We start from the raw sequence: 12,902 nt of genomic DNA, 5'->3' as shown, positions 1-12,902 counted from the left end.
TGTGTCAGATTTTCCAGCTGCCGGATTCAATTCCGATGACCAATTTATTCACTACTTCACGTATGGCCAAATCGAGTACTTTGCCATTTAAGGTTGCATCGTAGCTAGCGGTGCTACCAAAACCGATAATTTCTCGTTCTGATAAGCTGTATTCTCCTGCGCCTTGTACCGAATACACGACTTCTGAAGTATTAACATCCACCACATTTAACGTCACTTTGGCATAAGCAATCTGCGATTTGCCTTTTCCTAACAGACCAAATAATTGTTTATCACCTACTTCCTTGCGGCCGAATTCAGTTACATCACCGGTGATAATAAATTTAGCGCCGCTAATCGTTTGTTTGCTGCCAGTTAGCTCTGCTTCATCAGCCAGTGCCTGCATGTTATCTCTGTCAAGCACGGTAAAACGATTGGTTTGCTGTAAGTGGCTCATTAAGGCAGTTTTAGCCTGATTACCCAATCTGTCCTGACCGTTGGAAAATATTCCATTTTGGAAACTAGAGCGATTAACAAAACGGCCTACTGCCAGCTTACTTTTTTCACCGTTATATTGAGTGTTGTAAGCCGCGACAGTGGGCGTTTCAACCACTTTGGAAGATGTAGTGGCACAACCGCCTAACATTGCGCTAGCCATAGCCATAGCCATTACTAAAGCTAATTTGATAGGTGAATGTTTAAAAGACATGATAACAATTCCTTTTTAAAAAATGACGGAGATAGCCACCGCAGGTGACATCGTTTGCGTCGGTAAGGGATAAATTCTATCGTGAATTTAAACACGGATGTGTACAGTAAATTGTATCGAGATGTACATGATTGCGAACAGGTTTAAGTCAAAGCCTAAAGCCGTATTTGGTGTTTCTGTAGCAGAACGTAAAGCGCAAAAAGCCTCATTGGGTGCACTTAAAAACGCAGATTCTGATAAATATTATGAAATTCCGGCGATTGAAAGAATGGCTGGGCGGATCCCATAAAAGCCTCACCTTTAGTTAAATAAATGTTAATTATGTTTGTAAAATGTATTTTTGACGGGAATTTTATTTGTAAGCGCTATTTATGTGCGAAAAATATTCGTAAATATTTGAAAATCGTGAGTTTTTATTAGTTTTTACGCTAAATTTATTTTTTATAAAACATATAAAAATCAATTTGTTACGACTTATTTGTTTTTTAATTAAGCATAAAAAAGCCGTAAAGTTATTGATTTTAATCAACTTTATACTTTATCCGTATTAGAAAGCTTTGTTATGATGCGCGCCCGAATTCTTTGGTTGCTGATTTAACAATAAATCTGCAGCCGTTTTAGCAGGTCGTCAGAGTAGTCAAATGCCGATGCAGTTAACCACATCAAGTGCCGAAAAAGCCTGTTCTATGACAGAACAGCTTGTCGCTCGTTGTTGGTTGTTAATGGTGTTTGTTGTATTGGAAGTGGTACTGCATTTTTTTGGCTTGACTCACGATGCGTCGGATTTGCTTGGTTCGTTTAATGAGCCGCCTCTGGTAGATTTTTTGCTCGCTGCTTGTTTTAGCGCCCTGATTGTTGTGGCTCAGCTAACGCGCCCTGCGTTGTATTTGCTAAGCCTGTTACTGGTTGATTTATTGCGTTTACTACGCAGCGTTTGTTGTTCTTCAAACGCCAGAATCGACCTGCCTCTCGATATTTCTGTCCGCTCTGTGTTGCAACTTGCACATGGTTGCCGGGCACCTCCGTTTCGCCAGCAGTAATTGTTGATTGGGATTTGTTGTGTTGTCACAACAAACCTAATGTGCTGGTTTCAGTTTCCTTTTATCGGTTTTTGTAACCGGCCTCAGCAGTTATCTGGCTAAATTTTCCGGCCGTTGCCGGAGTTCGCATATCGCTCCTTTGGAGTGATGAAGTTGTCAATCTCTGGGTTAAAGGAAACATTCTTTTGTTTATTCGAAACCTTAGTAAACTCGCTCTGTTCGCCATCGGATTTATTCTGACTGGTTGTTCTGGCGGCATACTCGACCCTAAAGGTCAGGTGGGTGTGGATGAGAAGAATCTGATCATCATTTCAACCATTCTGATGTTGCTGGTTGTGGTGCCGGTTATCGTTCTGACGCTGTATTTCGCCTGGAAATATCGCGCCAGCCGTGACTTTGAAATTTACGCACCTAAATGGGCGCATTCGACCAAAATCGAAGCCGTGGTGTGGGCTATTCCTATCGTGATTGTAGTGGTGTTAGGTGTCATTACCTGGCAATCAACTCAGGAGCTTGACCCTTATAAGCCGTTAGAAGGCAAGGGCAAGCATATGACGGTAGAAGTGGTATCACTGGACTGGAAATGGCTGTTTATTTACCCGGAGCTGGGCATTGCTTCGGTGAATGAATTAGCGTTCCCAACAGGTGTGCCGGTTAAGTACAAAATCACCTCTGAGAGTGTGATGAACTCTTTCTTTATTCCGCAATTAGGCAGCCAGATTTATTCAATGGCCGGCATGGAAACCCAAATCCACCTGATTGCTGATCACCCTGGTACCTATGATGGCTACTCCGCTAACTACAGCGGTGAAGGCTTTACTGGTATGCAATTCAAAGCGATTGCCACACCCACACAGGCAGATTTTGATGCCTGGGTTGAAAAAGTGCGTCAGCAAGGTGGTGATTTAACCAAAGCGCAATACAGCAAATTAGCTGAGCGCAGTGAAAATAATCCGGTTGAGTACTTCGGCCACGTGGACAAAGGCTTGTTCCATTCCATCGTGATGAAGTACATGCAGGATTACGGCGAAATGGATTATTACAGCAAACCTGAAGATTCTGCTCACATGGATCATAAAGATCACATGCAGCACAAGAAACATATGCAAATGGGGGCAGGGGAGTAATTATGTCATTGTTTGGAAAATTAACCTGGGACGCAGTGCCGTTCCATGTGCCAATTGTTATGGGCACGCTGGCTGTGGTTGGCCTGATTGGTTTGGTGATTGCAGTACTGATGACCAAGCACAACAAATGGGGTGTATTCTGGCGTGACTGGGTCACTTCAATTGACCATAAACGTCTGGGTATTATGTACATCGTACTGGCCCTGGTTATGTTACTGCGTGGTTTTGCTGATGCCATAATGATGCGTACTCAGCTGGCCGTTGCGACCAGTGGTGCAGAAGGGTATTTACCGCCTGAACACTACGACCAAATATTTACCGCCCACGGTGTAATTATGATCATCTTTATGGCGATGCCATTTATGATTGGTCTGATGAACATTGTTCTGCCACTGCAAATCGGTGCGCGTGACGTGGCATTCCCGTTCATGAATAACTTAAGCTTCTGGTTAACCACCGGTGGTGCGATTCTGATCAACCTGTCGTTAGGTGTGGGTGAGTTCGCTAAAACCGGTTGGGTGGCGTATCCGCCGTTATCTGAGCTGGGTTACAGTCCGGGTGTCGGGGTTGATTATTATATCTGGGCATTGCAGATATCGGGATTAGGAACCTTGCTTACCGGGGTTAACTTCCTGGCGACCGTCTTTAAGATGCGTGCGCCTGGCATGAAGTTAATGGATATGCCGGTATTCACCTGGGCTTGTACCTGGGCCAACATCCTGATTGCAGCCTCTTTCCCAATTTTAACGGCCGTACTGGCGATGTTAACGCTGGATCGTTACTTAGGTTTCCACTTCTTCACGAATGAAGCTGGTGGTAACGCTATGATGTACATCAACCTGTTCTGGGCTTGGGGTCACCCTGAAGTTTACATTCTGATTTTGCCAGCCTTTGGTATTTTCTCAGAAGTTATCTCTACCTTTACCGGTAAACGTCTGTTCGGCTACAAGTCGATGATTTACGCCAGTGGTGCGATTTCAATTCTGGGCTTTATCGTATGGTTACACCACTTCTTTACTATGGGTTCCAGCGCCAACGTGAATGCATTCTTTGGTGTGATGACCATGGTTATTGCCGTACCGACCGGGGTTAAATTGTTTAACTGGTTGTTCACTATGTACCGTGGCCGTTTGCATTTAACGCCGCCGGTATTATGGACTTTAGGTTTTATGGTGACCTTCACTATCGGTGGTATGACGGGCGTTCTGTTAGCCATTCCAGGTGCTGACTTTGTATTGCACAACAGTTTGTTCCTGATTGCTCACTTCCATAACACCATTATCGGTGGAGCCGTGTTCGGTTACATGGCTGGTTTTGCTTACTGGTTCCCCAAAGCAGTTGGTTTCAAACTGGATGAGCGTTGGGGTAAAGCGTCTTTCTGGTGCTGGTTAGTCGGTTTCTTTGTGGCCTTTATGCCGCTGTACGTGCTGGGCTTTATGGGCATGACCCGTCGTTTGAATCACACTGACAACCCTGACTGGAACATGTGGTTATACATCGCTTGTGGCGGTGCTGTGATTGTTATGTTCGGTATTTTGTCGCAAATCATTCAGCTGATTGTGAGCTACAAAAACCGTGAAGCGCTGGATGATACAACCGGTGACCCATGGAATGGCCACACACTGGAATGGTCTACTGCGTCTCCGCCTCAGTACTACAACTTTGCTGAAATCCCGACTGTACATGATATCGATGCGTGGACTGACATGAAGGAAAAAGGCCAGGCTTACAAAAAGCCAGAAGTGTATGCACCTATTCACATGCCTAAAAACACCTCTGCCGGTGTATTGATGAGCGCTGGTTTCACCACTTTCTGTTTTGCCATGATCTGGCACATCTGGTGGTTAGCCGCCGCAGGCTTCCTGTTTGGCATAGTGGTGTTCTTCAAGCGTTGTTACACCAGTGACGTGGATTACTACGTGATGCCTGCTGAAATCGAAGAAATCGAACAGGCACATATTGATAGCAATAAAGGAGGGATCAACGCATGACCGCTGTTCCGTCAAGTTTAAATCCTGAATTGAGTCACGCTCACGGCGATGATCACGAGCATCATGCTCACCCAAGCAACAATGTGTTTGGTTTCTGGTTATACCTGATGACCGACTGTTTGTTGTTCGCCTCGTTTTTCGCCACTTATGCCGTGTTGTATATGAACACTGCCGGTGGTGTCTCGGGCAAAGATATTTTCGAACTGGATTACGTTGGCATTGAAACTGCCGCGCTGTTGTTAAGTAGCATCACCTTTGGTTTTGCGATGATTTCAGCGCACGCCAAAAAACAAAAAGCGGTGCTGGCGTGGCTGGCGGTGACCTTTGTGTTTGGCGCGGTGTTTATCGGCATGGAAATCAATGAATTCCATCACCTGATTGCTGAAGGTAACGGCCCACAGCGTAGTGCGTTTTTAACCAGCTTTTTCTCGTTAGTTGGTTTGCACGGTATGCACGTAACTGCTGGTTTGATTTGGATGACCACGCTGATTATTGAAGTTGCACGTAAAGGCTTAGGCGATAAAACGGTTACCCGTTTGAGCTGCCTGAGCCTGTTCTGGCACTTCCTGGACGTGGTGTGGATCTGTGTATTTACCGTTGTTTACCTGATGGGAGCGATGTAATGAGTCATAGTGGAACCCAGGTGGGCGTGCAGCATACCACGCACCACGAACAGCATGATGCATCACATGGTGATGTGAAATCTTACTTAATTGGTTTTGTATTATCGGTGATTTTAACCGTTATCCCTTTTTACATGGTAATGGAAGGGGATTACTCCAAAGCGACCGTGCTATGGACGATTGTGACCATGGCTGTGGTACAGGTTTGGGTGCATCTTAAGTATTTTCTGCACTTAAACTTTGTAACCGAAGAAGGTAAAGCCAGTTCAATTGCCTTTATCTTCAGTGCCTTAATCATCTTTATGGTGGTGGGTTTGTCGGTTTGGATCATTTACGAATCCAACGCGATGATGATGTACTGACCTTAGTCAGTACATCGTTTTTACAGGATACAGCTTATGTTTCGCCGTTATTTACAAGTCACTAAACCGGGCATTATTTTTGGTAATTTAATCTCGGTGGCGGGCGGATTTTTACTGGCTTCGCGTGGTGACGTCAACGGCTGGCTGATGGTTGCAACACTGGTGGGGCTGTCATTAGTTGTCGCCTCAGGTTGTGCCATCAACAACTGTATTGATCGCGATATCGATGCGCGTATGCAGCGCACCCAAAAGCGCGTTACCGTCACCGGTGAAATGTCACTGTTGGCAGCGTTGAGCCACGGCATTGTGTTAGGCGTTGCTGGTTTTGCGTTACTGGCCGTTTATACCAATGCAATGGCGGTGTTTTTTGCAGCGCTTGGCTATGTGGTGTATGTGGGCTTGTATAGCCTGTATATGAAGCGTCATTCGGTATATGGCACCCTGGTAGGCAGTTTATCCGGCGCCGTTCCTCCGGTGGTTGGATATTGCGCGGTAACCGGCCAGTTTGATGCGGGAGCGGCCATTTTGCTGACCATGTTTAGCTTATGGCAAATGCCGCATTCCTACGCGATTGCGATTTTCCGTTTTGATGATTACAAAGCGGCCAATATTCCGGTATTGCCTGTTGCACAAGGCATTGAAAAAGCCAAGCTGCATATTATGTTGTATATCGCGGTGTATGCATTAGTGACCATGTTATTGCCGATTAGTGGCTATACCGGCGTGGCCTTTATGGCTGTGACCTGTATCAGCAGCTTTTGGTGGTTATTGATGGCGCTGCGCGGTTATCGACGTGATACCAATGTGGTCGGCTGGGCCAGACAGATATTTGCTTATTCTATTCTCAATATCACCGCGCTGAGCCTGACGATGGCACTGGATTATCAGAGCATCGCACCCCAGTTTGTGATGCTCAATTAATCGCAATTGAATGATTAAAAAGCCGGCTTTATGCCGGTTTTTTATTACCCCATTTGAAAATTACATTTCAACTTTTATACGTTAGCCGGACGATTAGGCAATCACTTGCCATGATTGTATCTACAGCAAGTTGAATAATTTTTGCAAAATGTTTTCCACACTTAGCCGGTGATATTTCCCCGACTGACTACACTTTTGGGCTTACCCAACAGAGGATTGCATTTATGATAAAAACCATTGGCTATGCTGCTGAGTCTGCGACCAGCCCCTTAAAACCCATGGAATTTGATTGCCGATCACTAAGACACGACGATGTGGCAATCGAAATTTTATACAGTGGCGTATGCCACAGTGATTTACACACAGTGAAAAATGACTGGGGATGGACGATTTACCCCAATGTGCCAGGTCATGAAATTGTTGGACGTGTTATCGAAGTAGGTTCTGCTGTTCATCAATATAAAGTCGGTGACCATGTAGCGGTAGGCTGCATGGTTGACAGTTGCCAAAGCTGCCACCACTGCCACGATGGTGAAGAGCAATTCTGTGTTGAAGGCTTTACCCAAACCTATAACAGCCCGGATCGCCATACTCAGGACATTACCAAAGGCGGTTATGCCAAACATATCGTGGTACGCCAGGAATTTGTGTTAAGCGTGCCCCAATCGTTAGATTTAGCCAAAACGGCACCTTTGTTATGCGCAGGTATTACGACTTATTCCCCTTTACGCTCCTGGAATGTAGGCCCCGGCAGTAAAGTCGCGGTTATTGGCATGGGTGGTTTAGGCCATATGGCGGTCAAACTGGCAGTGGCCATGGGCGCACATGTGACCGTTGTTAGCCGCTCGCACAGTAAAAAAGATGATGCCCTAAACTTAGGCGCAGATGCCTTTTTAATTTCACAAGATAACGACAGCATGGAAAAAGCCGCCGGTCAGTTTGATTTAATTGTCGATACTGTGCCGGTTAAGCATGATGTCACGCCTTATATTCCTTTGTTAAAAGTGGATGGCACGCTTACTTTAGTGGGACAGGTGGGGCCATTGGCTGAAATAAACAGCGTACCTATGATTCTGGGGCGCCGCCGTATTGCCGGTTCGATTATTGGCGGTATTGCCGAAACTCAGGAAATGCTTGATTTCTGCGCGCGTATGCAGGTTATGCCTGAAGTGGAAATGATCAAAATGCAGGACATCAATCAGGCCTTTGAGCGTTTGGAGCGCTCCGATGTGCATTATCGTTTTGTGGTTGGTATGCAGGCTTCAGATTTTTAATTCAAACCTGAACGTGAGGTTCTGATCTCACCTTTAGGTAATGTTCATTTACTAAAACTAAGTGGGAGAAAACGATGAGTAGCGATACTGAAGCCAATAATATGCAAGTGTTACGTGCTGACAGTTTTAAACCAATTGAGGGTCCCAAAGACTGGTTTACCGGTAAGGTAATCATCAGTAAATTATTTAATGCGCCAGCACCTGCCCGGGTGGGCATGGCGGTGGTTAATTTCGACGCGGGTGCCCGTACTCACTGGCATAGCCATCCGTTGGGACAGATATTACTGGTTACCGAAGGAGTGGGCTGGACTCAGTGTGAAGGCGGTGACAAAACTGAAATTCGTCCCGGTGATATTATCTGGTGTAATTGCGGAAAACGTCACTGGCATGGTGCGACTGATAGCCAGTCAATGCAGCATGTGGCCATTCAGGAAGCACTGGACGGCAAGCCAGTTGATTGGTTTGAAGCGGTTTCTGATGAGCAGTATTTATCTGCCACCCTAATAAAAGATTAACCTCTGTAAACAATGAAAAGGCGCGTTCAGCGCCTTTTTTATGTAGCGCTATATATCATTCCAGTTTAGCGGACATGATAATCGCAAACGTTGCTGCAACGAATCCTAATCCCACATAACCCATGCATAATTGAAACACACTAAGATTGTGCGCAAAGGCACTGGCAATTGCTCCCGGAAACACTGCACCTGAATAAGACGTTACAAACACAGTGGCCAGTGTGCCGGCACGATGTTCACTTGTGATCCCGTGTAACAACAGGTGTAAGCAGGCCGCAGTGGCAACACCCTGTGATAGCCCCACAAGTAAACTGGCGCCGATAAATGATATCAGCCATCCCTGTTTAAGTGATATGAGTATGGTAAATGAAGCAACAATAAATGCCCCCATGCCCAACCTGATTGCAATGTGAGGGCGATAGTAACGGCTGATATACCCACCCAAAGGAGTGAGGATCATGACTGACGAAAATGCGATTGCCGACATAAATGCACTGCTTTGATTAAGTTTTTGTGCCAAAACAGAGGGGCCAAATGCCTGATAAAACGCGCCCAGTGACCAGGTGGCAATCACCACACCTGCGGTGGTGAGGAATGTCTTGTTTTTGCCCTCCGGTAAATAGAGCCTGGGGCGTAATGACAGTAGCCAGCCGCCTTTGGGCTTAATACTTTCCTGTGCAAACCATGTGGTAACCAGTATGCTGCTCAGGATTACCATTAAAAGCATGTATATGAGTGAACGGGGAGCCGGTCCCCAGGTTGCCAGAGCGCCGCTGCTAATTGCACCACCGGAAATCCCAAGCATAGGAGAGCAACTGGTAATTAACGCCACCAGCCAGCCAGGTTGTTGTTCAGATACATCGACCAGATAAGCCGCAATGTTGCTCGAGGCAATGCCGCAGGCAAAGCCCTGTAAAATTCGTGCTAATAGCAAAACGGATACACTATGCATCATTAACAATAAAGCACAGGATGTGAGCAAACACACGATTGCTGTATATAACAGGGGTTTACGCCCTGTATGGTTTGATATGCGGCCAAAAATCAGCAAGGCTGATGCCGCAGCGATAAAATATCCCAGCGATACTATACCTAAATCAGCATTGCTTAATCCTTCCTGTAACCGGTAAAGATTGAACAGCGAAATAGGAGTGCCTGATACAAAAAAAGTCAGGAGTAATACGCTACACGCTAGCCAAAATGAACTGGTATACGAAAGTCGCACAGATTTCTCCTTCACGCGCTATTCTCTGTATTTAAGCCGGTTCAATTCGAACATACAGCTTATTGCTGAGAGTTAATGGGTTAAGCTGGTCAGTGATATGCCCAAGGTGAATCAGTCCGGCGGCGTAAGTAAAATCCTGATAGAAAATGGCAGATTGCCCCATGGCGCATAATAGGTTAGATCACCGCGTTTAGCTGCTGTGCCTGCCGGTTCATGCTCGGTAGGCAATGTAAAAGGCAGGTTGGCAATTTTCTCTTTGTCTGCAAAATCATTCAGCTCAAGTTCGAGTGGCAGTTGGGCATAAAATGCGAGCGCAGCAGGTGTATGATTTAATGTGGCTGACAATCTGTTTCCGGCAACGATTAATTCTATATTCATCACTATTAACCTTTATTGCTCCGATGCTTGTTCAGATACAGGGTCTTGTATTTGCAGATATTGTTGATCTGAAACCGGCTCCATCCAGTTGACTACTTTTCCCTCTTTGGCTTCCTGAATGGCAATGTGAACCATGGCAGTCTTAGCGGTTGCACCATGCCAGTGTTTTACATTTGCTGGTATGTATATGACATCACCTGGACGGATAACCTGTTTTTGCGCGTGCCATTGCTGTACCCATCCCATCCCGGATGTAACAATTAGCGTTTGGCCTGATGGATGAGTATGCCAATTTGTTCGACTGCCGGGTTCAAAGGTGACAGTCGCACCTGCCGCTCTGTTGTTTTCCTGAGCTGAGAACAGGGGCTCTACTCTTACCGGCCCCTCAAAAAAAGCACCCAGTCCTTGCATGGGATATTGTGAGCCATTTTGGATAACTGTGATGGCTGGCTGTTGCCCGGCCGCTTGAGTTACAGGCAACAAAGCCCCAATAAATAACGCACTAATTATTGTTAAAGACATGGATTTCATGTGTTTACCCCTTGATTGGTTTGTGGACTGTTATCTTTTCAGGCATTGGCGTTTTAAGGTAGTTGGATACTGGCAATTTATTGCCTAATCGTGCGAATTAGCTGCTTTTAGGTTGTCTCATTATTGATGAAGGATAAACTTCACCCACGTGTAAACAGTCGTCGCGGGATACCCATGGCCGGTGCCACCACAGTCAGCTCTTTGTGCTCAGAAATAGCAGCCAAAATTGTTAAACGCACACTACTAATGCAACTTAATCAGACTGATATATCAGGGCTGGAATTTTACCGACAGGATACACCTACGGAATGCTCCACCTGTGTGGTTGAGCCGAGTATTGCGCTGGTAGTGCAGGGGCGAAAGAGCATGATGTTGGGAGAGCACACATTTACATATGATCCTACCCGGTTTCTGATTACATCGCTGGATTTGCCGGCCCGTATGCAGGTTTTAACAGCGAGTTCGCAAAAGCCATATTTAGGGGTTGTTTTAAAACTGGATCTGGCCGTATTAAGTGAATTGATTCTGCAGCTTCCGCTCAAAAAATCAGTATCAGGCACTGAGAGTGGAATGATGCTGGGGCATAGTTCTGTCGAATTATATGATGCTTTTTCACGTCTGATTAGTTTGCTTGATGAGCCTGAATCTTTACCAGTACTGGCTCCTGTTATTAAACGTGAAATATTCTGGCGGGTGTTGCTAAGTGAGCAGGGGCAGAGATTGAGACATATCGTGGCGGATGGCAGTCAGGGATTGCGTTTTGTCCGGTCGGTGGAATGGTTAAAAAATCACTTTAGTGAACCCTTAAGAGTTGAGGCGCTGGCGGAATTAGCAACCATGAGTAAATCCACTTTTCACCATCATTTTCGTCAGTTAACGTCGATGAGTCCGTTACAGTATCAGAAACGTTTGCGTTTAATGGAAGCACGTCGTTTGATGCTAAGTGAGAGTCTTGACGCGTCGGCAGCAGCCTATCGGGTGGGTTATGAAAGTCCGTCACAATTCTCGCGGGAGTATTCGCGCTTATTTGGCAATTCTCCCAGGCGGGATATCGACCTGCACTGGCAAAAATTTGCACAGCTAAATACTGCGGATACTACAGCGACCATGCAGTTTTAACTGCTGTATGAGGCGCTTGATTACAGCATATTATTTATAGCAATGCCTATTCCGAAACGGGTTTGTTTATAGTTGTAGTCAATTAAGCTTTCACCGTAACCATTAAAAAAGGTTGCAAAACCACGGATTTTGCCCCACATGGGAAAAGTGATACTGAGCTCTGCCGCGCCTTTGTTGGTTGATACGTTGTGACGGGTCATTAAGCCAAACTCAAAATCATCTATACGGTATCCCATGGTCAGCTCTGAATGCCCCATGTAATCAGCGATATCAGGATTATCGTCGCCACCGGGATCGAGCGGGTAGGTTTTGTTTTTTTCCGGCAAGCGGTACCAGGGGCGGAACGATAGCGCAAAGTCGCCTTTTTCAAACAAAAAATGGCCGTAGATTCGATTCCAGCTGCGCGACAATTCCTGAGTTTTACCATTGGATTGGTGTTCCAGACCTATTACAAAGCCAGTATTTCCGCCAAAAGGATGCCAATCCAGCGGTGCCATGTAGAATATTTCGGGAGTGTAATTACTCTCGCGAAAAGGTTTGGAAATATTACTGGCGTAAACCTGCCACCATGACTCCAGTGTAAAGGCTAAAAACAGTCCGTCGCCTTTAACAAATAAACTGTGTTTGTTTAGTGGTACTTTGAAGCTGAGTTGAAATTTTGCTTCAATATTTTCAAGGTGTTGCTGATATTCACCAATAACATCGTATGCCTGATGATTAATGCCTGATGTAGTTAATACCGGTAAAAAATAGTTAACGTGGTGAGGGGTAATCACATACGGCGTAAATTCGGTCTCAAGTTCTTCAATGCGACGGGAGCTAATTGCTCCTAACTGGTAGTGGGTGTCCGGAAGCGTGTTGTTTGCAGCTGTTTGTGCTGTGGCATGCTCATTTTCTGGCGCAGGTTTTTGCGCTAAAGGTGAACACAGCTGTTTAATACTGCCAATCGTGGTTTGTTTATCCGCGGCTGCCACCGCCTGCAATATACACTGCTGATATTCTGTCTCAGTTATGTTTTTGCCACTGGCATAAGAGGTGAAAAAACTGCATAAAAGCACCATATGCACTTGTTTTAAACGGGTTGTTACCACAATACACCTGTTATTAT

Annotated in this window: 15 protein-coding genes; 10 read left to right on the top strand and 5 right to left on the bottom strand. The window is 45.6% G+C overall.

Annotated elements, in window-relative coordinates; translation table 11 throughout:
- Positions 1–4 precede the first annotated feature (4 nt).
- Positions 5–649 carry a CsgG/HfaB family protein gene (locus H8B19_RS10740; protein ID WP_186506994.1) on the bottom strand — a complete coding sequence of 215 codons (645 nt, stop codon included), beginning with the start codon at positions 647–649 and terminating at the stop codon, positions 5–7.
- Positions 650–815: 166 nt separating this feature from the next.
- On the opposite strand from H8B19_RS10740, the gene H8B19_RS10735 reads away from it, so the two are divergent.
- From H8B19_RS10735 to H8B19_RS10695, 9 genes are all read left to right on the top strand, one after another.
- On the top strand, positions 816–977 hold the full coding sequence (locus H8B19_RS10735) for a hypothetical protein (protein ID WP_186506882.1): 162 nt from the start codon (positions 816–818) through the stop codon (positions 975–977).
- A gap of 358 nt (positions 978–1,335) precedes the next feature.
- The gene (locus H8B19_RS10730; RefSeq protein WP_186506881.1) at positions 1,336–1,728 is read left to right on the top strand and encodes a hypothetical protein; all 393 of its coding nucleotides are present in this window, start codon (positions 1,336–1,338) and stop codon (positions 1,726–1,728) included.
- 185 nt (positions 1,729–1,913) lie between these two features.
- Positions 1,914–2,855, top strand: coding sequence for a ubiquinol oxidase subunit II (gene cyoA, locus H8B19_RS10725; protein WP_186506880.1), 942 nt, complete (start codon positions 1,914–1,916; stop codon positions 2,853–2,855).
- A 2-nt stretch (positions 2,856–2,857) separates the two neighbouring features.
- Positions 2,858–4,846 carry a cytochrome o ubiquinol oxidase subunit I gene (gene cyoB, locus H8B19_RS10720; RefSeq protein WP_186506879.1) on the top strand — a complete coding sequence of 663 codons (1,989 nt, stop codon included), beginning with the start codon at positions 2,858–2,860 and terminating at the stop codon, positions 4,844–4,846.
- Positions 4,843–5,469 carry a cytochrome o ubiquinol oxidase subunit III gene (gene cyoC, locus H8B19_RS10715; RefSeq protein ID WP_186506878.1) on the top strand — a complete coding sequence of 209 codons (627 nt, stop codon included), beginning with the start codon at positions 4,843–4,845 and terminating at the stop codon, positions 5,467–5,469. Before cyoB ends, cyoC begins: the two co-directional genes overlap by 4 nt.
- Positions 5,469–5,831, top strand: coding sequence for a cytochrome o ubiquinol oxidase subunit IV (gene cyoD, locus H8B19_RS10710; protein ID WP_186506877.1), 363 nt, complete (start codon positions 5,469–5,471; stop codon positions 5,829–5,831). Before cyoC ends, cyoD begins: the two co-directional genes overlap by 1 nt.
- 36 nt (positions 5,832–5,867) lie before the next feature.
- Positions 5,868–6,752, top strand: coding sequence for a heme o synthase (gene cyoE / locus H8B19_RS10705; protein ID WP_186506876.1), 885 nt, complete (start codon positions 5,868–5,870; stop codon positions 6,750–6,752).
- A gap of 227 nt (positions 6,753–6,979) precedes the next feature.
- A complete protein-coding gene (locus H8B19_RS10700; protein WP_338401522.1) occupies positions 6,980–8,026 on the top strand; it encodes an NAD(P)-dependent alcohol dehydrogenase in 1,047 nt (348 codons plus the stop codon).
- Between the two features lie 74 nt (positions 8,027–8,100).
- Positions 8,101–8,541, top strand: a complete 441-nt coding sequence (locus tag H8B19_RS10695) for a (R)-mandelonitrile lyase (RefSeq protein WP_186506874.1) — start codon at positions 8,101–8,103, stop codon at positions 8,539–8,541.
- A gap of 55 nt (positions 8,542–8,596) precedes the next feature.
- On the opposite strand, the gene H8B19_RS10690 is transcribed toward H8B19_RS10695, so the two are convergent.
- The 3 genes from H8B19_RS10690 to H8B19_RS10680 form a co-directional block, all read right to left on the bottom strand.
- Positions 8,597–9,766, bottom strand: coding sequence for an MFS transporter (locus H8B19_RS10690; RefSeq protein ID WP_186506873.1), 1,170 nt, complete (start codon positions 9,764–9,766; stop codon positions 8,597–8,599).
- Positions 9,767–9,877: 111 nt separating this feature from the next.
- Positions 9,878–10,144, bottom strand: coding sequence for a cyclophilin-like fold protein (locus H8B19_RS10685; protein WP_206683178.1), 267 nt, complete (start codon positions 10,142–10,144; stop codon positions 9,878–9,880).
- Between the two features lie 12 nt (positions 10,145–10,156).
- The gene (locus tag H8B19_RS10680; RefSeq protein WP_186506872.1) at positions 10,157–10,675 is read right to left on the bottom strand and encodes a (R)-mandelonitrile lyase; all 519 of its coding nucleotides are present in this window, start codon (positions 10,673–10,675) and stop codon (positions 10,157–10,159) included.
- A gap of 126 nt (positions 10,676–10,801) precedes the next feature.
- Here H8B19_RS10680 and H8B19_RS10675 point away from each other — a divergent pair, with 126 nt between their 5' ends.
- Positions 10,802–11,794 (top strand): AraC family transcriptional regulator, encoded by a 993-nt coding sequence (locus tag H8B19_RS10675; protein WP_241737566.1) that lies wholly within the window; start codon positions 10,802–10,804, stop codon positions 11,792–11,794.
- A gap of 20 nt (positions 11,795–11,814) precedes the next feature.
- Here H8B19_RS10675 and H8B19_RS10670 read toward each other — a convergent pair whose 3' ends face one another.
- On the bottom strand, positions 11,815–12,885 hold the full coding sequence (locus tag H8B19_RS10670; protein ID WP_338401520.1) for a phospholipase A: 1,071 nt from the start codon (positions 12,883–12,885) through the stop codon (positions 11,815–11,817).
- Positions 12,886–12,902 lie beyond the last annotated feature (17 nt).

It is taken from the genome of Neptunicella marina (assembly GCF_014270035.1).
In the GTDB taxonomy this organism is placed as follows: domain Bacteria; phylum Pseudomonadota; class Gammaproteobacteria; order Enterobacterales; family Alteromonadaceae; genus Neptunicella; species Neptunicella marina.
This window is presented reverse-complemented; position numbering and strand designations above follow the sequence as displayed.